The following is a 21,795-nucleotide window of genomic DNA, read 5'->3' on the forward strand; positions in this document are numbered from 1 at the left end:
GCCGGGGAGCCGTCAGGCGGCGGGAACGACCGCGCCGGACCGCCCGCACCCGAGCCACAGCACCGCTGAGGAGCCGCCGGTGTCCAGCCACGACCGTTACGCCATCGCCCCCGGAGCACCCGACTGGGCCGTCCCGGCCGCCGGGAACGCCCGCTTCAGCTGGGAGTACGACGACGGGCGCGACCGCCTGCTCGCCCTGTACCAGAAGGGCAAGGACAAGCAGTGGGACGGCGCCCGGCGCATCGACTGGGACATCGAGGTCGACCCCTACGACCCGCTGGGCGTGCCCGACGAGAACCTCACGCTGTACGGCACCCGTTACTGGTCGGCGATGACCGAGGCCGACCGGCGCGAACTGCGCCGGCACTACGCCTCCTGGCAGTTCAGCCAGTTCCTGCACGGTGAGCAGGGCGCGATGATCTGCGCCGCCCGCATCGTGGAGAGCGCCCCGGACCTGGACGCGAAGTTCTACTCCGCCACCCAGACCATGGACGAGGCACGGCACGCCGAGATCTACGGGCGCTTCCTGCACGAGAAGGTCGGGATGCTCTACCCGGTCAACGACAACCTCCAGTCGCTGCTGGGCGACACGTTGCGCGACTCGCGCTGGGACATGCCCTACCTCGGCATGCAGGTGCTCATCGAGGGCCTCGCGCTGGCCGCGTTCGGGATGCTGCGCGACACCACGCGCAAGCCGCTGCCGCAGCAGATCCTGTCCTACGTCATGCAGGACGAGGCCCGGCACGTCGCCTTCGGGCGGATGGCGCTGCGCGACTACTACCGGCAGCTGTCCGACGCCGAACTGCGCGAGCGCGAGGAGTTCGTCATCGAGGGCTGCTACCTGATGCGCGACCGGCTGCGCGGCGCCGAGGTGCTGGAGAACTTCGGCATCGGCGCCCGCGAGGCCGGCGAACTCAGCGAGCAGTCGCAGTACCTGACGATGTTCCGCGCGCTGCTGTTCAGCCGGATCGTGCCGTGCGTGAAGGACATCGGCCTGTGGGGCCCGCGCCTGCAACGCGCCTACGTCGACATGGGCGTCTTCGACCTGGGCGACTCCAACCTCGACCAGCTGATGGCCCAGGACGAGGAGATCGCCGAACGGCTCGACGCCCGCCGCTTCGCCGCCGAGGAGGCCGCCCGCACCGAGGAGGTCGCCACCGCGATCCGCGACGGCGCCCAGGACTGACCCCGGCCGTCCTCCGTTCCCCGTTCTTCGTCCTCCGCCGACCCCGGACGCGCCGCCGGCCCCCCCGCCGTTCCCGCTGCGGCGCGCCCCGTCCGCGGACCGGCCGCGCCGAATCCGGTGGCCACTTCGGCGGCGGCGGCCGTCACCCGTACGGCGGCCGGGCCGCCGGGGCCGGCCGGCTGCCACGGTGTGCGGCATGACCCGACGCGAAGCCCTCGCCACCCGCGCCGTGCACGCCGGCCGCGACGACCTCACCGACCTCGGCCTGCACGCGCCGCCGCTCGACCTGTCGACCACCTACCCCTCGCGCGACAGCCTGGAGGAGGCCCGGCGGCTGGACGTGCTCGCCACCGGTGAGATGCCGCCCGGGCCGCCGGTCTACGGCCGGGCCGGCAACCCCACGGTCGCCCGGTTCGAGACCGCGCTGGCCGAACTGGAGGGCTGCGAGGCCGCGGTGGCGTTCGCCAGCGGCATGGCCGCGCTGACCGCCTGCCTGCTCGCCGCCGTCGCGGCCGGCCGCCCGCACGTCGTCGCGGTCCGCCCGCTGTACGGCACCAGCGACCACCTGCTCTCCTCCGGCCTGCTCGGCACCGAGGTCACCTGGGCCGAACCCGGCAAGGTCGCCCCCTCGCTGCGCGCCGACACCGGACTCGTGCTGGTCGAGACGCCCGCCAACCCCACGCTCACCGAGGTCGACCTGCGGGCGCTGGCCGACGAGTGCGGCGACGTGCCGCTGCTGGCCGACAACACCTTCGCCACGCCCGTCCTCCAGCGCCCGGCCGAGCACGGCGCCCGGATGGTGCTGCACAGCGCCACGAAGTTCCTCGGCGGCCACGGCGACGTGCTCGGCGGGGTGGTGGCCTGCGACGAGTCCCGCGCCCGCACGCTGCGCCAACTGCGGTTCGTCACCGGCGCGGTGCTGCACCCGCTCGCCGGGTACCTGCTGCTGCGCGGCCTGGCCACCCTGCCGCTGCGGGTCCGCGCCGCGTCCGCCACCGCCGGGGAACTCGCCGCCCGGCTCGCCGCCCACCCCCGCGTCACCCGCGTCTTCCACCCCACCGTCCGGCCGCGCCCCGCCGGGCAGATGGAGACCGGCGGACCGGTGCTGGCGTTCGAGACCGACGGCGATCCGCACGCGCTGATCGCGGCGGTACGGCTGATCACCCCGGCCGTCAGCCTGGGCAGCACCGACACCCTCATCCAGCACCCGGCGTCCATCAGCCACCGCATCATGGACCCCGAGGACCGCACCGCGACCGGCATCAGCGACCGCCTGCTGCGCCTGTCGGCCGGCCTGGAGGACGTGGACGACCTGTGGGCCGACCTCAGCCGGGCGCTCGACGCGGCGGCACGGTAGGGCGGTCGGCGCGGAAGCGTGACAGGGCGGCGGCGCGACAGAGGTGGGCGCGGCGGCGCGACAGGGCGGTCGGCGCGGAAGCGCGACAGGGCGGCGGCGCGACAGGGGTGGGCGCGGCGGCGCGACAGGGCCGTCAGGCGTTCCGCGGGCGATCGGGCCGCCACCGCCCCGCCGGCCGTCACCGCGCCGTCAGCAGTCAGCCGCCCCCTCAGCCGTCACCACCGCGTCAGCCGGTCACCGCCCCGCCCTCGCCCCCGTCAACCGCGCCGCTCGTCAACCGCACCGCCCGTCAACCCCCGCCCCCCAGCGCCGCCTTCATGACCGCGCGGGCCACCGGGGCCGCGCTGCCGCCGCCGGAGGCCCCGGTCCGGGCGGCGGCGGTGTCCTCGACGACGACCGCGACCGCCACCGGCGCGGTCGCGGCGCGGGCCGGCCTCGCCCAGGAGACGTACCAGGCGTACGGCGTGCCCCGGTCGCCGGTGCCGGTCCTGGCGGTGCCGGACGTGCCGCCGACCCGGGCGCCGGGGACGGCCGCGCCGGTGCCGGTGCCGTCGGTGACGGCGCCGGCCATCAGGTCCGCCAGCACCGCCGCGGTCCGCCCGCTCATCGCCCGGCCCAGCGGCCGGGGCCGGGTGGTGCGGACGGTCCGCCCGGTCGCGTCGGTCTCCCGGTCGATCAGGTACGGCGCCATCACCGTGCCGCCGTCGGCCACCGCGGCGGCCACCATCGCCATCTGCAACGGCGTGGCCCGGGTGTCGTCCTGGCCGACGCAGGACCGCGCGAGCCGCGCGTCGTTCATCGAGGTGTCGAACACGCTCTCGCTGACGTGCGACGGTATCGACGTGCCGGGGTCGTCGAAGCCGAAGGCGCGGGCCGCGCCCACCATCCCCGGCAGCCCCACCCGCACGCCGAGGCGGGCGAAGACGGTGTCGCAGCCGGCTTCGAAGGCGTACCGCACGGTGGCGTCGCGGCAGCGGGGCGTGCGGTCGGCGAGCCGGTCGCCGGTGCCCGGCGGTGTGTACGGGTCGGGGGAGTCGGTGGCGGCGTCCGGGCCGGTGACGGCGCCGGAGTCCAGCGCGGCGGCCGCGGTGACCACGGTGAACGTCGAACCGGGCGGGTAGGTCTGCCGGATGGCCCGGTTCAGCATCGGCTGCCGCGGGTCGGTGGTCAGCCGCCGCCAGGCGGCCAGCGCGCCGCGCCCGTCGCCCGCGACCTCCGCCGGGTCGTAGGACGGGGTGGACACCAGCGCCAGGATGCGGCCGGTCGACGGATCGAGGGCCGCCACCGCACCGGTGCGCACGCCCAGCGCCCGGTAGGCGGCCCGTTGCGCCGCCGGGTCGACGGTGGAGACCACCCGGCCGCCGCGCACCGGCCGCCGGGTCACCGCGTTCCACAGCGGCGCCGCCGACAGCGCCGGGTCGGTGCCCGACAGCACCGGGTCGCCGGCGTTCTCCAGCAGCGTGGTGCCGTACGCCTGCGAGGCGTACCCGGTCACCGGCGCGAAGACCGGCCCGGCGGTGTACGCGCGCTGCCAGGCCAGGGTGCCGCCGGTGCGCACCGAACCGGTCAGCCGGGTGCGGCCGGCGTAGACGTCGCCGCGCGCGCGGGCGTAACGGGACATGGTGGTGCGGCCGTTGGCCGGGTTGGCGTTGTACGAGGGGGCGTCGAGGACCTGGATGCGGGTGAGGTTGACCAGCAGGGCGATCAGCAGCAGCAGGCTGAAGGCGGCGGCGTGCCGGATGTAACGGGTCAAAACTCCAGCCCCCCGCTCGGCCGGACCATCGCGATGACGCCGGTCTCCGCCTCCAGCGGACCGGGGGCGCGGGCGGAGTCGCTGAGCCGGATCAGCAGGGCGACGATGATCCAGTTGGTCACCACCGACGACCCGCCCTGCGCCAGGAACGGCATGGCCATCCCGGTCAGCGGGATCAGGTCGGTGACGCCGCCGACGATGACGAACACCTGGAGCGCCACGATGGTGGCCAGTCCCACCGCCAGCAGCCGTCCGAAGGCGTCGCGCACCGCCAGCCCGGCCCGGAAGCCGCGGGCCACCAGCAGCGCGTACAGCAGGATCAGCACGGTGACCCCGGCCAGGCCCAGTTCCTCGCCCGCGGTGGCCACGATGAAGTCCGACTTGGCGGCGAAGCCGATCAGGATGGAGTGCCCGCGGCCCAGCCCGGTGCCCAGCAGCCCGCCGGCGGCGAACGCGAACAGCGCCTCCGCCAACTGGCCGGCGCCCTGGCCGGCCCGGATGGAGGCGAACGGGTGCAGCCAGTCGACGACCCGGCTGTGCACGTGCGGTTCCAGCGACCCGACGACGCCCGCCCCGGCCGCCGCCAGCATCAGGCCGACCGCGATCCAGCCGCGCCGGCCGGTGGCCACGTAGAGCATCACCACGAACAGGCCGAAGAACAGCAGTGAGGTGCCCAGGTCGGTCTCCAGCACCAGCACGCCGATGCTCATCGCCCACACCAGCAGGATCGGGCCCAGTACCCGGCCGGTCGGCAGCTGCACCTTCCACAGCACCCGGCGGCCGGTGTACGCCAGCGCGTTGCTGTTGGCCGCGAGGTAGGCGGCGAAGAAGACCGCCAGCAGGATCTTGGCGAACTCACCGGGCTGGATGGACAGCGCGCCCTCCCGGATCCAGATGCGGGCGCCGTTGATCGCCGGGAAGAAGATCGGCACCACCAGCAGCGCCAGCGCGACCGCCATCGACACGTACCCGTAGCGGGCCAGCACCCGGTGGTCGCGCAGCAGCACCACCACCGCGACGCACAGCGTCATGCCCAGCGACGACCAGATCACCTGGCTGGGCGCCCCGGCCCGCTCGTGCGGGGTGGCCAGGTCCAGGCGGTGGATGAGCACCAGCCCCATGCCGTTGAGCAGCACCGCGATCGGCAGCAGCAGCGGGTCGGCGTACGGCGCCCGCCACCGCACCGCCAGGTGGGCCAGCACGACCGGGACGCAGAGCGCCGGACCGTACAGCAGGACGCCGCGCGGCACCCTGCCGTCCTGGGCCAGGCCGACATTCACGTAACCGAACAGTGCGATCAGCACCGCGGCGGCCAGCAAGGACAGCTCGACCCCGCGGCGCCGGGGCTGCCGTACGGGGGCCACGGGAGCGGCAGCCCTGGGAGCGCTCATGGCCGCAACCTAGCAAGCGGCGCCGCGGCCGCGCTGGCGCTCGCACGTTGCGTGTGTCGATGGCCAGGGTTTTCATGGGGGAGGTGCCTATTTCTTATGCTTCTCATATTTTGTCTTTTTCTCGCCGGTTCCGCACTTCCGTCCAGGAAGGTCCCCGCCCATGGCATCCGATGCCCAGCCGTCCCCGGCCCAGCAGACCGCCGACAACGACCCGCGCCGGTGGTGGGGCCTCGCCGTCATCGCCGTCGCCCAGCTGATGATCGTCCTGGACGCCACCATCGTGAACATCGCGCTGCCCACCGCCCAGCGCGACCTGGGCATCTCGGTGGCCAACCGGCAGTGGGTGATCACCGCCTACACGCTGGCCTTCGGCGGCCTGCTGCTGCTCGGCGGCCGCGTCGGCGACCTCTTCGGCCGCAAGCGCGTCTTCATCATCGGACTGCTGGGCTTCGCGGTGGCCTCCGCGATCGGCGGCGCCGCGCAGGGCCAGGAGATGCTGTTCGCCGCCCGCGCCCTCCAGGGCGCCTTCGGCGCGCTGCTGGCGCCCGCCGCGCTGTCCTTGCTGTCCACCACCTTCACCGAGCCGAAGGAACGCTCCAAGGCCTTCGGCGTCTACGGTGCCATCGCCGGCGGCGGCGCGGCCGTCGGCCTGGTGCTGGGCGGGCTGCTCACCGAGTACCTCAACTGGCGCTGGTGCCTGTTCGTCAACACCCCGATCGCCGTCATCGCCGCCCTCAGCGCCACCCGGACGCTCAAGGACACCATGCGGCAGTCCAGGATCCGGCTCGACCTGGTCGGCGCGGTCCTCGGCTGCGGCGGCCTGCTCGCCATCGTCTACGGCTGCGCCGAGGCCGTCACCCGCGGCTGGCTGTCCCCGCTGGTGCTGGGCATGCTGACCGGCGGCGTCTTCCTCCTGGTGGTGTTCTACTTCGTGGAGTCCGCGATCAAGAACCCGCTGCTGCCCCTGCACATCGTCCGCAACCGCAACCGCGGCGGCGCGGCGATCGCGGTGGCCCTGGCGATCATCAGCCTCTTCGGCCTGTTCCTGTTCCTGACGTTCTACCTTCAGACCATCAAGGGCTACTCGCCGGTGGTCGCCGGCATCTCCTTCCTGCCCATGACGGCCGGCATCGTCATCTCCTCCACCCAGGTCGCCAGCCGGCTGATGACCCGGGTGCCGGCCCGCGCCCTGATGGTGCCCGGACTGCTGCTGGCGGCCGGCGGCATGTTCCTGCTGACGTTCCTGCGCGCCGACAGCTCCTACGTCGACATCGTGCTGCCCGCCGAACTGCTGCTGGGCTTCGGCATGGGCATGGTCTTCATGCCGGCGATGAGCGTGGCGACCTTCGGCGTCGCACCGCGCGAGTCCGGCAGCGCCTCCGCGGTCGTCAACACCGCGCAGCAGGTGGGCGGTTCCATCGGCACCGCGCTGCTCAACACCATCGCCGCCAGCGCCGCCACCGCCTGGATCGCCTCGCACGCCGCCGGCCGGGTCACCCCCGCCCTGCGCGTCGCCGGTACCGTCCACGGCTACAACACCGCCTCCGCGACCGCGGCCGGCATCATGCTCGCCGCCGCGATCGTCGCCGCGATCATGGTCAACCAGCGCCCCGAGGGACAGCACCGCACGACCCGCCCGGAGACGGGGACGCCGGCCGGCGCCGGCGCGCGACGGCACGCACGGACGGGCGGGCGCGCGCACCGGCACGGGTGAGACGCGACCGTCCCCGCTCCGCCCGGCGCCGTTGTCGGACCCGCGCGCTAGCGTCGCACCATGGACAACCCCGCCTCGCTCCGCGACCTGCCGTACGCGGACCTGCTCCAGCCGCACGAGGGCGCCGGCCTGCGGTCCGGCGAGCGCTACGACACCGTGCACTTCGACGCGACGGCCTTCGGCGGCGTCGAGGCGCTCGACGCGCGGTTCCTCGAATGCGCCCTGACCGACTGCGCGTTCACCGACGGATCGCTGCGCGGCTGCGGCCTCAACGACGTCTTCGTCAGCGGCAGCCGCTTCGTGGGCACCTCGCTGGCCGAGACCGAGTGGCAGGACGGCACGGCCGACGCCTGCGTGCTGGCCGGCGTCGAGGCGTTCGGCGCGCGCATCCGCCGCACGGTCTTCCGGCGCTGCAAGTTCGAGTCGGTCAACCTGCGCTCCGCCACGCTGCGCGAGGTCGTCTTCGAGGACTGCGTGCTGCGCGACACCGACCTGGGCGGCGCCACCCTCACCGACGTCTCCTTCCCCGGCACCGCCCTGCACCGGCTGCGGCTGGGCCGGGCCGCGCTGACCCGCGCCGACCTGCGCGGCGCCACCGTCCTGGACCTCGCCGACGGCCACGAGGCGCTGCGCGGCGCCACCATCACCCCCGGCCAGCTGCTCGACCTCGCCCCCGCCCTCGCCGCCTCCCTCGGCGTCGCGGTCGCCGCCCCCGGCATACCGCTGCCCGGCCGCACCCGCCGCCGCTGACCGGGCCCCGGCGGCGGACGGGACGGCGTCGGGTGGGACGGCACCGGGCGGTGCGACAGCGGACGGTGCGACACCGGACGGTGCGATGGTGGACCGGCGGCCTCCCGGGTAGGTTCCGGCACGGCGGGGCGAGCGGGGACCGGGGAGGAACGTGTGACGCAGGCCGACGTGATCGTGGTGGGCGGCGGGGTCATCGGGCTGACGACCGCCGTCGTCCTGGCGGAGTCCGGCGCCGCGGTACGGGTGTGGACGGAGCGGACCGCAGCGCACACCACGTCGGCGGTGGCCGGCGGGCTGTGGGAGCCGTACCGGATCGCGCCGCGGGAGCAGGCCGAGCGGTGGGCCGTCGAGGCGTTCGCGGTCTTCGCCCGGCTGGCGGAGCGGCCGGCCGAGACCGGGGTCCGCATGGTCGACGGCCTCCAGGCGCAGTCCGGCGCCGGCTGCCCGCCGCCCGGCTGGGCCGCCTCGGTCCCCGGCGTCCGCCCGGCCACCGCGGCCGAACTGCCCGACGGCTACCGCTCCGGCCACCGCATGCGGCTCCCGCTCGTCGACATGCCGGCCTACCTCGACCACCTGACCCGGCGGCTGACCACGGCCGGCGGCACGGTGACCGTTCGCACGGTCGGCACGCTCGACGAGCCGGCCTGCGAGGCGCCCGTCGTCGTCAACTGCACCGGCCTCGGCTCGCGCGAACTGCTCGGCGACCGTGAACTGACGCCGGTACGCGGTCAGTTGGTCATCGTGGAGAATCCGGGCATCACCGAGTGGTTCGTCGACGCCGACGAGGAGTCCGCCGAACCCGTCTACTTCTTCCCGCAGCCCGGCCGCCTCCTGCTCGGCGGCACCGCGGACCCCGGTGCGTGGGACACCACCCCCGACCCGGCCGTCGCCGACGCCATCCGGCGCCGCTGCGCCCGCGTCGACCCGCGCATCGCCGGCGCCCGGGTGCTGGCCCACCGCGCCGGACTGCGCCCGGTGCGCTCCGAGGTCCGGCTGGATCGCGAGGGGGACGTCGTCCACCACTACGGCCACGGCGGAGCCGGCGTCACCGTCTCGTGGGGCAGCGCGGCGCGGGCGGCGGCACTGGTGACGGGGGACTGACCGGGGTCAGCCCTCGACCCAGTTGTGGGTCTGGACCAACTCCATGACACGCCGGCGCACCTGCACGATCTGCGCGCCGGACAGCGTGGGGACGCCGTCGAGGATGGCCTCGGTCAGCTCCAGGGAGAAGTCCGCGTACGACAGCACGTCGCAGAGGATCTCCTCGTCGTCGGCGCGCTTCTTCGGCTGTTCCAGGAGATGGACGTCGGAGGCCTTCAAACCGCGGTCTCCGTCCTCCACCTCGAAGCCGACCCGCAGGCCGGCGCGGTAACGGAACTTCTCGTCGCGCAGGTCGTTCGCGTGGACGAACACGTCCTCGCCACCGTCGTCGGGCGCGATGAAGCCGTACCCGCGCACATCGTCGAACCGCACAATCCGGCCAGTGACCACCACAGCTACCCCTACCCCTGCAACATTCCACTCGGATCAGGCCGAAGCCTAGCGCCTGCTCCGCCGGGTGGCCACGGCCGGGCAGGTGGCAGCCGGTGCGCGGGCGTATCAGGGCGCGGGCCCGGGGTACGGGTGCGGTATGAGACGGCTGTTGAAGTGGGACCGGCAACTGTTCGGGCAGGTCGCGGCGACCCGGTGGCCGGGGGCGGACGCGGTACTGCCGCGGCTGAGCCGGGCCGCCAACCACGGCGTGCTGTGGATGGGCGCGGCCGCCGCGCTCGCGGCGGCCGGCGGCAAACCGGGCCGACGTGCCGCGCTGCGCGGCCTGGGGTCGCTGGCCCTGGCGTCCGCGGTGGTCAACACCGTCGGCAAGCACGCCGTGGGCCGGCCCCGGCCGGTGCTCGACGCGGTGCCGCTGATCCGGCGGCTGCACCGCCAGCCGTTCACCACCTCCTTCCCCTCCGGGCACTCCGCCTCGGCCGCCGCCTTCACCGCCGGCGTCCTGCTGGAGACGCCGGCCTGGGGGCTGGCGCTGGTTCCGCTGGCCGCTGCGGTGGCCTTCTCCCGCGTCTACACCGGCGCCCACTACCCCAGCGACGTGCTGGCCGGCGTCGCGGTCGGGGCCGGCGCGGCGCTGGCGGTGCGCGGCCTGGTCCCCGAACGCCGCGACACCGCCCCGCCGCGCGCCGAGGCACCGGCGCTGAACGCCGGCGAGGGGCTGACCGTCGTGGTCAACACCGCCTCCGGCGTCCCGGAGATCCTGATGCCCGCCGCCGACCAGCTGCGGCTGCTGCTGCCGAAGGCCCGGGTGCTGGAGGCCACCGAGGACGACGACCTGGCCGCCCTGCTCGACGAGGCGGCCCGCGCGGCCGCCGAGGACGGCGGCGCGCTCGGGGTGCACGGCGGCGACGGCACCATCAACACCGCCGCGGCCGCCGCCACCCGGCACCACGTCCCGCTCGCCGTCTTCCCCGGCGGCACCCGCAACCACCTCTCCGTCGACCTGGGCATCCGGGACCTCGGCGACACCGCCGCCGCCGTGCAGGCCGGGCACGCCGCCGCCATCGACCTGGCCACCTTCCAGGGCGCCGACGGCGAACCCGTGCTGTTCGTCAACACCTTCAGCATCGGCGCCTACCCCGAGCTGGTCCGCGTCCGGGAACGCTGGTCGCGCCGGCTGGGCAGCTGGCCGGCGAGCGTGCTGGCCGCCGTCCACGTGCTGCGCACCGCCGAGCCGGTCGAGATCACCCTCGGCGGCCGGCCGCGCCGCATCTGGCTGCTGTTCGCCGGCAACTGCGCGTACCGCAGCGTCGGCCTGGCACCGCTGCGCCGTACCGACCTGGCCGACGGCACGCTCGACGTGCGGTTGGTCGACGCCGGCCCCTACCCGCGCTCCCGGCTGGTCGCCGCCGCGCTCACCGGGGGCCTGGGCCGCAAGGGCAGCGCCGGTTCGCCGGTGTACACCGCGGTACGCCGCCGCAGCCTGCGCGTCGGGGGCCTGCACCCGGGCACCCGGCTGGCGTACGACGGCGAAGTGGCCGCCGCGCCGGAGGAGTTGACGATCCGCAAGTCGCAGCGCGGGCTGGTCGTCTACCGCCCGCAGCGCTGAGCCGCCCGCTCCGCCCGGCGCCGTGGTGTGGCGACCGCCACCCGCGACGGGCACCCACCGCGCCGCCCGCCCCTATAAACTGAACGCGACGTACAGAAAGACGGGCGCGGCCGGCGAGGGGTGGGGTTCAGGTGGGGGAGACCCCTCGGACGACGACGGGCGGCGCCACGGCGGCCGTCCCGGACGCGGGCCTGCCGCCCGCCCGGCTGCGCCAGGTCATCCTGGTGCTGGCCATCGGCTGCGGCGTCACCGTCGCCAACCTCTACTACGCCCAGCCGCTGCTGGCCGCGATCGGCTCGGCCTTCGGCGTCGGCCAGGGCAGCGCCGAGCTCGTCGTCACCCTCACCCAGCTGGGCTACGCGATCGGCATGGTCGTGGTGCTGCCGCTGGGCGACCTGCTGGAGAACCGGGCGCTGGCCTCCCGCACCCTGCTGGTCACCGCCGTCGCGCTGTTCGCCGCCGGCCTCGCGCCGGGCTACGGGCTGTTCCTGGCGATGTCGGTGCTGGTCGGCGCCACCTCGGTGGTCGCCCAGGTCCTGGTGCCGCTGGCCGCGCACCTCGCGCCGGAGAAGGACCGCGGCCGCTACGTCGGCACCGTGATGACCGGACTGCTGCTGGGCATACTGCTGGCCAGGACCGTCTCCAGCCTGGTGGCCGCGGCCTGGGGCTGGCGGACCATCTACTTCGCCTCCGGCGTGCTGATGCTGCTGCTGGCGGTGCTGCTGGTGCGGGCGCTGCCCACCCGGCACCCCACGCACACCGCCGGCTACCGCGAACTGATGCTGTCCATCGGCCGCCTCGCCCGGGCCGAGCCCGCGCTGCGCCGCCGCGCCGCCTGCCAGGCGATGATGTTCGGCGCCTTCAGCTGCTTTTGGACCTCGGTCGCCTTCGAGCTGATCGGCCGCCACCACCTCGGCCAGGTCGGCATCGCGCTGTTCGCACTGGTCGGCGCGGCGGGCGCGGCGATCGCACCGGTGGCCGGCCGGATCGGCGACCTGGGCCACGGCCGGCTCGGCAGCGGCATCGCGCTGGCGCTGGCCGCCGTCTCCATGGTGCTGGCCGACGTGTGGGCCGGGAACCTGGTGCTGCTCGGGCTGGCCGGCGTCCTGCTGGACATCGCGGTCCAGGGCCACCAGGTCTTCAGCCAGCGGGAGATCTACGGCCTGCGCGCCGAGGCCCGCGCCCGGATCAACACCGTCTTCATGGGCTCGGTCTTCCTCGGCGGCGCGGTGGCCACCGGCGTGGCCGGCGTCGTGCACGACAGCTACGGCTGGACCGGGGTGACGCTGCTCGGCGCCGCCCTGCCCCTGTTCGGCCTGGTGCTGTGGACCGTCTCCACCGTCGGACAGCGCCGCGCCGAACGCGCCGCGGCGGCCGACACCTTCCCGGCCGCCGGCGCCGGTGCACGCGAGCCGGTGCGCGACGAGTCCTCCCGGTGACGCGCCCTCCCCGGCCGGGGAGGTGGCGCCGGTTTCCCGCGGAGGCCGCGGAGGCCCCGGTGACCGCTGCGGCGGCCCGCGCCGGCAGGTTCCGCGCCGCAGGTTCCCCGCCGGCGGGTTCCGCGCGGCCGGGAAACGGTTGAGCCGGGTGCCGTTCGCGCCGCCGGCTCGTCGGCGGCCGTGACGGTGCCCACCAGAAGGCGCCGGCGGCCCGTACGCCCCGCCGGGGGAGCGGCCGCGGTCGCCACCTCGCCACTGTCGACGCGCCCGGTCACGGCGGCCGGCCGCGGCGGTCGGCACCGCCCCGGCCGCCGGCCGCCGGCGCCGGTGCGCCCGAGCCGGTGCGTGACGAGTCCTCCCGGTGGGACCGCGGTGGCGCCCGGTCCCGGTTTTCAGGACCGCGGCGGACGCGGGGGCCGCAGGCCGCCCAGCAACTGCCGGACCAAAGTGGCCGCCAGGTCGTCGGCCAGCGGTTCGTGGCCCAGCAGCAGGCGGTAGTAGACCGGCGCGAACAACTGGTCCACGGCGGCGGCGACATCGAGGCCGGGGGTCAGTTCGCCGCGTTCCACCGCCGCGCGCAGCAGGCCGGCCGACGCCTGGCGGCGCGGTCGCACCCAGCGCTCGTCCAGCGCCGCCCGGATGTCCGGGTCGCTCTGGGCGGCGGCGATCAGGTCGCCCAGCAGCGCGCCGCCGGTGGTGTCGCGCACCAGCCGGGCCAGCGCGGCCACCAGCGAGGTCAGCGACTCCTCCAGCGACAGGCCCTCGGGCACCTCGGTGGTCTCCCGGGTGCGGCTGAAGAACGACTCCAGCATCACGTGCGCCCGTGACGGCCACCACTTGTAGACCGTCGCCTTGCTGACCTTGGCCCGCGCCGCGATCGCCTCCATGGTGACCGCGTCCATGCCGCCGTCCACCAGCAGGTCGGCCGCCGCCTCCAGCACCGCCGCCCTGGCCCGCTCGCTGCGCGGCCGGCCCCGGGGCGCGCCGACCGTCCCGGCCCCCGGTGCCCGCGTCACCCGTTCCACCCCGACCCCGCCCTCCTCGCGCATACCACGCGCCGCCATATAATGGTCGCACCGTACAGTAAAAGGCGAAGGGAGTTCCCGGTGAGCACCGCCCCGGTCCGTCGGCTCAACGACGGCACGACCGTTCCGGCCCTGGGCCTCGGTACCTACCCGATGGACGACGCGCAGGCCGAGCGGGCGGTGGCCGGCGCGCTGGAGCTGGGATACCGGTTGATCGACACCGCCGTGCGGTACGGCAACGAGGCCGGCACCGGCCGCGGCATCGCCCGCTCCGGGGTGCCGCGCGAGGACATCACCGTCACCACCAAGCTCCCCGGCCGCGACCACGGCTACGACAGCACCCTGGCGTCGTTCGAGGCGTCCCGCCGGCGGCTGGGCCTGGAGTACGTCGACCTCTACCTCATCCACTGGCCGCTGCCCCGGGTGGGGAAGTTCACCGAGTCGTGGCGGGCGATGGTCAAGCTGCGCGAGGACGGCCTGGTGCGCTCCCTCGGCGTCTCCAACTTCACGCCGCAGCACATCGACCGCCTGGAGCGGGAGACCGGCGTGCTGCCCTCGGTCAACCAGGTCGAACTCCACCCGATGCTGCCCCAGCACGCCCTGCGGGCCGCCGACGCCGAGCGGGGCGTCGTCACCCAGAGCTGGAGCCCGCTGGGCCGGGGCAGCGGCCTGCTGGCGGACCCGGCGGTGGCCGCGGTCGCCGCCGCCCACGGCGTCACGCCGGGGCAGGCGCTGCTGCGCTGGCACGTCCAGCTCGGCGCGGTGCCCATCCCGAAGTCCGGCGACCCGGAGCGCCAGCGGCTCAACCTCGACGTCTTCGGCTTCGAGCTGACCGACGCCGAGATGGCCGCGATCGGCGACCGCCCCGAACGCCGCCTCGGCGGCGACCCGGACACCCACGAGGAGTTCTGACCCGGGCACGCCACGGCTCCCGTTCCCCCGCTCCACCGCCCGCCCGGCACCGCTCCCACTCCACCGCCCGGTACGCCACGGCCGCGCCACCGCCCGGCACGGTCGGCCCGGCCCCCGTTCCACCGCCCGCCCGCTCGCCCGTCCGCCCGGTACGCAACGCCCGCGCCGCCCGCCCGGCGCCCCACCGGCCCGCTGCCGCCGCGCCGCAGCCCCCGGCCGTCCCCATCCGCCCCCGCGCCGCCGGCCCCCCCGCCGTCCAGCGCCCGAGGCGATGGTCGCGCGCCGGTCCGCCCTACCACGGGCCGAAGCGCCGCACCATGGGTCACCTGCGCCCCGCCGGGCCGTCGCGCCCCGCCGTCCCCCCGCCGCCCGCCCTCACCTCCCAGGTGGGGGCGGGTGTGCCGTCGGTCGTGGCGCCGGCGGAAACGCGCACCCCGCCGGAGGCGTCGCATATCGGGGTGATAACGGGCGCCTGCCAGCGGAAACGGGGGTGCCGGATGTCTTGACAGCGGACCCGAGGGTTGGTGATATCTGACGGGACACGTTCGATTGTGTGTTCTTTTCTGCTTCCCCGGGAGGGGTCTTGGACATAAAGCCGGCCGACGGCCGTACGACGAGCTCCGGCACCACCCACCCCGCCCGTACCCTGGACCGCCGTTCGCTGCTGCGCGGCTCCGCGCTCGGTATCGCCGCGATGGCGGCGAGCCCGCTGCTGGCCGCCTGCGGTGGCAGCGGCTCCTCGGGCTCGGGCGGCGGCACCACGGTCACCTTCGGTTCCAACGCGGCCGTCCCGCAGCCGAAGGGCGCCTACGAGACGCTGTTCAAGGCCGCGCACACCGCGACCGGGATGAGCGTCAAGCCCAACTGGGTCGACCACAACACGTTCCAGCAGAACATCTCCACCTATCTGCAGGGCCACCCCGACGACGTCTTCAACTGGTTCGCGGGCGAGCGCATGCAGTTCTTCGCCGGGCAGGACCTGGTCAGCCCGGTCGACGACGTGTGGCAGACCATCGGCGCGCACTACACCGACGCGATGAAGGCCCAGAGCAAGGGCAAGGACGGCCACTACTACCTGGTGCCGTTCGACTACTACCCGTGGGCCGTCTTCTACAGCAAGAGCATGTGGAAGGCCAAGGGGTACGAGGAGCCGACCACCTGGGACGAGTGGATCGCGCTGGCCAAGCGGATGAAGAAGGACGGGTCCATCCCGATCGCCTTCACCGACAAGGACGGCTGGCCCGCCATGGGCACGTTCGACTACCTGAACATGCGCATGAACGGCTTCGACTTCCACATCTCGCTGATGCGCAACGGCGACAAGTGGAACACCCCGCAGGTCAAGGCGGTCCTCGACCAGTGGCGGCAGCTCATCCCGTACTACTCGCCGGGCTTCCTCGGCCTGACCTGGCAGGAGGGCGCGCAGCAGCTGCTCAACCACCAGGCCGGGATGATGGTCATCGGACTGGACCAGATCGGCACGATCTTCACCGGTGCCAAGGCCGACGACCTGGGCTTCTTCGCCTTCCCGGAGATCGACCCGGCCAACGGGCAGCAGGCGGTCGAGGCGCCCATCGACGGCATGATGGTCTCCAAGTCGCCGAAGAACCACGCCGGCGCGGTCAAGCTGCTGAAGTACCTGGGCACCGCCAAGGCGCAGCAGTTGTGGCTGGGCAGCAACCCGGCCGACATCGCCACCGCCACCGGCGTGGACGCCAGCAAGTACACCGCGCCGCAGAACGCCGCCGTCAAGCTCATCGGCGGCGCGAAGAACCTCTCGCAGTTCATGGACCGCGACACCCGGCCGGACTTCGCCGACCCGGTGATGCTCCCGGCGCTGCAGAAGTTCCTCAACAGCCCCGGTGACGCCGCCTCGATCCTGTCGAACGTCGACAAGCAGGCCAAGTCCATCTGGGCGGCCGGCGGCTGATCGAAGCCATCGACGGTCCCGGCGGCCGGCCCGCACCCGCGGGCGGCCGCCGGGACCGTGACTTACGCATGTCCGCTCGCGCGTTGGAGGAACTGGCATGACCGAGGTGGAGCTCGCCCCGCGCGGCACGCCGAAACGGCGCCGCACCAGGCGGCTGTCCGGGTGGGACCGGGTGGTCATCACGCTGATGGCCGGGGTGCCCACCCTGCTGACCGTGGCGCTGGTGTGGCTGCCGGCGCTGGCGTCGGTGGGCCTGTCGTTCTCCAGCTGGTCCGGGTACGGCAGCGTGTCGTCCATCCAGTGGGTGGGCCTGGAGAACTACAAGAACATCTTCACCATCTACCCGGAGTTCCCGCCGGCCATCGAGCACAACCTGGAGTGGCTGGCGGTCTTCTTCTGCCTGCCGGCGCCCTTCGGGCTCTTCCTCGCGGTGCAGCTGGACAAGCGCATCCGCTTCTCCCGGCTCTACCAGAGCATCCTGTTCCTGCCGGTGGTGCTGTCGCTGGCGCTGATCGGCTTCATGACCGAGCTGATCTTCTCGCCCACCCAGGGCCTGATCAACAACCTCACCGGCCACACCCACGGCCACGTCACCGACTGGCTGGGCAATCCGCACCTGAACATCTGGGCGGTCATGCTGATGGCCTGCTGGCGGCAGACCGGCTACGTCATGGTGCTCTTCCTGGCGGGGCTGAAGTCCGTCGACCCGTCGCTGAAGGAAGCGGCCTCCCTCGACGGCGCCAACGGCCGGCAGATCTTCCGGCACGTCACCTGGCCGTCGCTGCGGCCCATCAACGTCGTCGTGCTGGTCGTCACCGTCATCGAGTCGCTGCGGGCCTTCGACATCGTCTACGTGATCAACAAGGGCACCGACGGCCTGGAACTGCTGTCGGTGCTGGTCACCGACAACATCATCGGCGAGGCAAGCCGGATCGGCTTCGGCTCGGCGCTGGCGACCATCCTGCTGGTCATCTCGCTGGCGTTCATCGTGCCGTACCTCGTCAGCGTCTTCCGGAAGGACAGCCGCCCATGACCGCCCCCGGCACGCTCCCCGCCGCCGCGCCCGCCCGCCGGTCCCGCAAGGCCGACCGCGCCCGCGGCGACTCCCCGGCACCGGCCCGGATAGCCCTGCACATCTTCCTGGCCGGTACCTGCCTGGTGTGGCTGGTCCCGCTGCTGTACGCCTTCTACACCGCGCTGCGCCCGTACGCCGACACCGCCCGGCGCGGCTACGTCTCGGTCGGCGGGCACTACGGCACCGGCAACTTCTCCGCCGCCTGGGTGCAGGCGCAGCTGCCGCACTACTTCTGGAACTCGGTGCTCATCACCGTTCCGGCGCTGGTGCTGACGCTGTGGCTGGCCAGCATGGTGGCGTTCGTGGTCGCCCGGTTCCGCTTCCGGATCAACATCGCGCTGCTGATGCTCTTCACGGCCGGCAACCTGCTGCCCCAGCAGGCCATCGTGACGCCGCTGTTCAAGCTCTACCAGCTGGTTCCGCTGCCGCAGTGGCTGGCGGCCTCCGGCAAGCTGGACGACTCCTTCCCGGGGCTGATCCTGATCCACGTGGCGTTCCAGACCGGTTTCTGCGCGTTCGTGATGTCGAACTACATGCGCACGATCCCGGCCGAACTCGGCGAGGCCGCGGTGATGGACGGCGCCTCGGTGTGGCGGCAGTACTGGCAGGTGATCCTGCCGCTGTGCCGCCCGGTGCTGGCGGCGCTGGCCACGCTGGAGTTCACCTGGATCTACAACGACTTCTTCTGGGCGACGGTGCTGATGCAGACCGGTGCGAACCGGCCGGTCACCGCGGCGCTGAACAACCTCACCGGTGAGTTCTTCGTCAACAACAACCTCATCGCGGCCGCCGCGCTGATCGTGGCGATCCCGACCCTGGTGGTCTTCTTCGCGCTGCAACGCCAGTTCGTCTCCGGCCTGACGCTGGGGGCCAACAAGGGCTGACGTGACGTCAGTGCGTTCCGCTTGGGTGGTGGGAGTTGCCGGGGGCGGCAATTCCCACCACCCACTGTTTTCCCTCCCCGCCCACTGGTCAACGGAGGGCCGAGCGAGCATCATTGCGGTGCTCCACGCTCGACCCGCTGCCGTCCCAGGTCGTTTAATTTGTCATGGGCATGGCAGTCGTCCGCGCTCCACGGAAGTCCGCGCCCGGGCCGCACCCCCGCCCGGCAGCGCACCCCGAATCCGCGTCCGACGAAGGGAAACAGCTCATGGCATGCGGTTCCACCCAACTGTGGGCGGGTGAGAGCTCCTGGTTCTGCTGCGGCAGTTCCTGGGGTCCCTGCGGAAGCGCCGGCACCGGCGCCTGCGGCACCTGTCAGTCCAGCAAGAACATGGCCGCCTGGCCCAACACCACCGCCGCCTGCTGGGACACCACCAACCCCGGCGCCTGCGGCGAGAACATGCCCAGACGCGGTTGCGGGTCGGTGATGAACGTCAAGCACCAGTGCTCCGGCGCCACCGTCTGCATCACCGTCGCCGACTGCGGCCCCAACGTGCAGGACTGGTGCAGCGAGCAGACCTGCTGCAACGGCGTCTGCCGCACCCACCGCGTCATCGACCTGACCCCGGCGGCGTTCTCCGTCATCGGCAACCTCAGCTCCGGCCTGGTCCCCGTCTACATCTACGAGTGAGGAGGAAGACCCATGAGTGAGACCCGTAAGGGCTTCGACCGACGCCGGTTCCTGACCACCGCAGCCGTCGGCGGTGCCACCATCGTGGGCGCCTCCGCGCTCGGCGGATTCGACGCCGACGCCGCCTTCGCCGCCCCCACCCCCTCCCTGGACCCGGCCATCGCCCGGTCCACCTTCGCCGAGGGCCGCATCACCGCCATCAAGGGCAGCGTGCTGGAGGTCGCCGGCTCCTACGGCGAGAAGAACCTCATCCAGCTCACCAACGCCACCAGCATCTGGAAGCTGGAGACGGTCACCGCCGAGTCCGTCCATGTCGGCGACGGACTCTACGCGCGTGGCGTCCCGATGCCCGACGGCACCATGGCCGCCGACGCGGTGTGGGTCAACATCGTCAACCTCTACGTCACCGTGCGCGGCATCGAGAAGAAGCGCCTGCACTTCAGCCACGGGCGCAACGCGCTGGTCGGCAACATCGTGGAGAAGAAGACCGCCGCGGCCTTCCGCGGCGGCGCCCTCACCTCCAACCTGTCGCAGCTGAAGATCGGCAACCACGCCCAGGTCCTGGGCGCCTGGCGGCCCGAGGACGACAGCGTCGACATCGCCCGGATCACCGTCGGGCACTGAGTCAGGGGGAACGGCATGGCCTCGCTCATCACGAACCTCGCGCCCCTCGCGCTCGGCGTCCTGCTCATCGCCACCGGCGTGGGCAAGGCGTTCGGACGCCAGGTGGCGCGCCAGGCGGCCGGCACGGTGCTGGTCCGCGTCCTCAACGACGGCCGGCGCGCCACCTTGGTGCTGCGCGCCACCGGCGTCGCCGAACTCGTCATCGCCGCCGGCCTGCTGGCCGCGCCGACGACGGTGGTCCCCGCGGTGGCGGGCACCGCGCTCGGCGTGGGCTTCGTCGGATACCTCGGGTACGCCCGGGTCACCGCGCCGGAGTCCTCCTGCGGATGCACCGCACGGGACAACGGCCCGGTCTCCTGGCGGTCCTTCGTCCGCGCGGGCCTGGTCGTGGCGGGCGGCGCCTTCGCCATCGCGGCCCGGTCGGCCTGGTGGACCCAGGCCGACCGGCACCCGGTCACCGCGGTCGTCTTCCTGGCCGTCACCGCGGCGCTGCTCGTCGCCGTCTCGCGCGACCTGGACCACCTGTGGCTCACGCCGCTGCGCAAGGCCCGGATCAAGGTCTTCGGCCACCCGCTCACCGCGGCGGCCGCCGACGTCCCGGTGGCCGCCTCCGTGCAGCTGCTGGAACGCTCGCTGGCCTGGACCGCCGCCTCACCCGTCGTGCGGTCCGGCCTGATCGACCACTGGGAGGCCGACGGCTGGCGCTTCCTGCAGTACTCCGGCGTCCACGAGACCCCGCAGGGCGGCGCCCGCCCGGTGACCGTGCTGTTCTCGCTCGACCCGCACGACACCATCGACACCGCGCCCAGCCCGGCGGTCCGCGTCACCCTCATCGACGACATCAGCGACGAACTCGTCGACGTCGACCTGACGGAGGGCTTCGTCCCCACCCTGCCGATGGCCTGACACGGCGGGGCCGCCCACCGCGCCGGTCCCCGGACCGGCGCGGTGGCCGGCGCGCGGCCCCCGCGGCGTAAAGCGGTTGCCGCCGCCGGGCGCCGCGGGGTATCGGTGGGCCCATGGCATCCGACGGCACGACCGCGGCCGCACCCCCGGCCACCCCGCCGGGCACCCCGCCCGCCTCCCTGTGGCGGCACCGGCCGTTCCTGGCGCTGTGGGCCGGGCAGGCGGTCAGCGAGACCGGTTCCGCGGTCTCCACGCTGGTGCTGCCGCTGCTGGCGGTGGCCGTGCTGCACGCCACCACCTTCCAGGTCGCCGCGCTCGAGGCGCTGGGCACCGTGCCGTTCCTGCTGCTCGCGCTGCCGGCCGGGGTGATCGCCGACCGGGTCCGCAAACGGCGGCTGATGCTCGGCTGCGACCTGGCCCGCCTGCTGTTCACCGCCTCCCTGCCGGCCGTCGCCTGGTGGGGCCACGTCACGCTGGTCCAGCTGTTCGCGGTCGCCGCCGGCATCGGCGTGCTCACCGTCTTCTTCGACGTCGCCTACCAAAGCTGCCTGCCCGCGCTGGTGGCCCCCGGCCAACTCATGGACGCCAACGGCAAACTGGCCACCACCGAGGCCCTCGCCCGGTTCGCCGGACCCCCGCTGGGCGGCGCGCTCACCGGGCTGTTCGGCGCCGCCCGCGCCGTCACCGCCGACGCGCTGTCCTACGCGGCCAGTGCCGCCGCCCTGCTGCTGATGCGGCTGCCCGAGCCGCGCACCGCGGCCGCCGCCGACCGCCCCGGCTTCCGCGCGGCGATGGGCGAGGGGCTGACCTACCTGGCCCGGCACCCCATCCTGCGCAAGGTGGTGGCCTGCACCACGACCGCCAACTTCTTCGGCGGCGGCGTCAGCGCGGTCACCGTCGTCTTCCTGGTCCGCGTCCTGGGGGCGTCGCCCGGCACGGTCGGCGCGGTCCTCGGCCTGGCGTCCCTCGGCGGGGTGGCCGGCGGCCTGCTGGCCGGCCCGCTGACCCGGCGGATCGGCTCGGCCCGCATCATCTGGCTGTCGATCCTGCTGCCCGCCCC

At 73.9% G+C, this 21,795-nt stretch carries 19 protein-coding genes; 15 read left to right on the plus strand and 4 right to left on the minus strand.

All coding sequences use genetic code 11. The features are described from left to right. The first annotated feature begins 79 nt into the window (after window positions 1-79). Window positions 80-1,186, plus strand: coding sequence for a ferritin-like domain-containing protein (locus POF43_RS29170; protein ID WP_271317674.1), 1,107 nt, complete (start codon window positions 80-82; stop codon window positions 1,184-1,186). Between the two features lie 196 nt (window positions 1,187-1,382). Further along, window positions 1,383-2,543 (plus strand): trans-sulfuration enzyme family protein, encoded by a 1,161-nt coding sequence (locus POF43_RS29175; protein ID WP_282704844.1) that lies wholly within the window; start codon window positions 1,383-1,385, stop codon window positions 2,541-2,543. 289 nt (window positions 2,544-2,832) lie between these two features. Here POF43_RS29175 and POF43_RS29180 read toward each other — a convergent pair whose 3' ends face one another. Both POF43_RS29180 and POF43_RS29185 read right to left on the minus strand, forming a co-directional pair. Then, a complete protein-coding gene (locus tag POF43_RS29180) occupies window positions 2,833-4,296 on the minus strand; it encodes a penicillin-binding transpeptidase domain-containing protein (RefSeq protein ID WP_271325024.1) in 1,464 nt (487 codons plus the stop codon). Next, a complete protein-coding gene (locus tag POF43_RS29185) occupies window positions 4,293-5,687 on the minus strand; it encodes an FtsW/RodA/SpoVE family cell cycle protein (protein WP_271314927.1) in 1,395 nt (464 codons plus the stop codon). Before POF43_RS29185 ends, POF43_RS29180 begins: the two co-directional genes overlap by 4 nt. Window positions 5,688-5,847: 160 nt before the next feature. On the opposite strand from POF43_RS29185, the gene POF43_RS29190 reads away from it, so the two are divergent. The 3 genes from POF43_RS29190 to POF43_RS29200 all read left to right on the plus strand — a co-directional run bounded on the left by POF43_RS29190 (window position 5,848) and on the right by POF43_RS29200 (window position 9,252). Beyond that, window positions 5,848-7,401: an MFS transporter gene (locus POF43_RS29190; RefSeq protein WP_271314926.1), complete on the plus strand. Its 1,554-nt coding sequence runs from the start codon at window positions 5,848-5,850 to the stop codon at window positions 7,399-7,401. Window positions 7,402-7,461: 60 nt separating this feature from the next. Next, window positions 7,462-8,151: a pentapeptide repeat-containing protein gene (locus tag POF43_RS29195; protein WP_282704845.1), complete on the plus strand. Its 690-nt coding sequence runs from the start codon at window positions 7,462-7,464 to the stop codon at window positions 8,149-8,151. 153 nt (window positions 8,152-8,304) lie between these two features. Next, window positions 8,305-9,252, plus strand: a complete 948-nt coding sequence (locus tag POF43_RS29200; protein WP_271324716.1) for an FAD-dependent oxidoreductase — start codon at window positions 8,305-8,307, stop codon at window positions 9,250-9,252. Window positions 9,253-9,258: 6 nt separating this feature from the next. Here POF43_RS29200 and POF43_RS29205 read toward each other — a convergent pair whose 3' ends face one another. Further along, window positions 9,259-9,645, minus strand: a complete 387-nt coding sequence (locus POF43_RS29205; RefSeq protein ID WP_271314923.1) for a cold-shock protein — start codon at window positions 9,643-9,645, stop codon at window positions 9,259-9,261. A gap of 136 nt (window positions 9,646-9,781) precedes the next feature. Here POF43_RS29205 and POF43_RS29210 point away from each other — a divergent pair, with 136 nt between their 5' ends. Together POF43_RS29210 and POF43_RS29215 are read left to right on the plus strand one after the other, a co-directional pair. After that, complete coding sequence (locus tag POF43_RS29210; RefSeq protein WP_271324717.1) at window positions 9,782-11,251, plus strand: bifunctional phosphatase PAP2/diacylglycerol kinase family protein; 1,470 nt, start codon at window positions 9,782-9,784, stop codon at window positions 11,249-11,251. Between the two features lie 131 nt (window positions 11,252-11,382). Further along, window positions 11,383-12,690, plus strand: coding sequence for an MFS transporter (locus POF43_RS29215; protein ID WP_271314921.1), 1,308 nt, complete (start codon window positions 11,383-11,385; stop codon window positions 12,688-12,690). 392 nt (window positions 12,691-13,082) lie between these two features. On the opposite strand, the gene POF43_RS29220 is transcribed toward POF43_RS29215, so the two are convergent. Next, entirely contained in the window at window positions 13,083-13,754 is a 672-nt protein-coding gene (locus tag POF43_RS29220; protein WP_271324718.1) for a TetR/AcrR family transcriptional regulator, read from the minus strand. 3 nt (window positions 13,755-13,757) lie between these two features. Here POF43_RS29220 and POF43_RS29225 point away from each other — a divergent pair, with 3 nt between their 5' ends. From POF43_RS29225 to POF43_RS29260, 8 genes are all read left to right on the plus strand, one after another. Continuing rightward, window positions 13,758-14,627, plus strand: coding sequence for an aldo/keto reductase (locus tag POF43_RS29225; RefSeq protein WP_303659780.1), 870 nt, complete (start codon window positions 13,758-13,760; stop codon window positions 14,625-14,627). 583 nt (window positions 14,628-15,210) lie between these two features. Beyond that, a complete protein-coding gene (locus tag POF43_RS29230) occupies window positions 15,211-16,557 on the plus strand; it encodes an ABC transporter substrate-binding protein (RefSeq protein WP_271317029.1) in 1,347 nt (448 codons plus the stop codon). Window positions 16,558-16,654: 97 nt separating this feature from the next. Then, window positions 16,655-17,590: a carbohydrate ABC transporter permease gene (locus tag POF43_RS29235; RefSeq protein ID WP_271317028.1), complete on the plus strand. Its 936-nt coding sequence runs from the start codon at window positions 16,655-16,657 to the stop codon at window positions 17,588-17,590. Then, complete coding sequence (locus POF43_RS29240) at window positions 17,587-18,516, plus strand: carbohydrate ABC transporter permease (protein ID WP_271324581.1); 930 nt, start codon at window positions 17,587-17,589, stop codon at window positions 18,514-18,516. The genes POF43_RS29235 and POF43_RS29240 overlap by 4 nt, the downstream gene beginning before the upstream one ends. 266 nt (window positions 18,517-18,782) lie before the next feature. Further along, entirely contained in the window at window positions 18,783-19,205 is a 423-nt protein-coding gene (locus POF43_RS29245; protein ID WP_271317026.1) for an RlpA-like double-psi beta-barrel domain-containing protein, read from the plus strand. Between the two features lie 12 nt (window positions 19,206-19,217). Next, window positions 19,218-19,829, plus strand: coding sequence for a twin-arginine translocation signal domain-containing protein (locus POF43_RS29250; protein ID WP_271317025.1), 612 nt, complete (start codon window positions 19,218-19,220; stop codon window positions 19,827-19,829). Between the two features lie 15 nt (window positions 19,830-19,844). Continuing rightward, window positions 19,845-20,735: a MauE/DoxX family redox-associated membrane protein gene (locus POF43_RS29255; RefSeq protein ID WP_271324580.1), complete on the plus strand. Its 891-nt coding sequence runs from the start codon at window positions 19,845-19,847 to the stop codon at window positions 20,733-20,735. Between the two features lie 113 nt (window positions 20,736-20,848). Then, window positions 20,849-21,795 (plus strand): MFS transporter (locus POF43_RS29260; protein ID WP_282704846.1); only part of this gene is annotated, 947 nt, incomplete at its 3' end.

Source organism: Streptantibioticus silvisoli, from assembly GCF_027947535.2.
GTDB classification, from domain to species: domain Bacteria; phylum Actinomycetota; class Actinomycetes; order Streptomycetales; family Streptomycetaceae; genus Streptantibioticus_C; species Streptantibioticus_C silvisoli.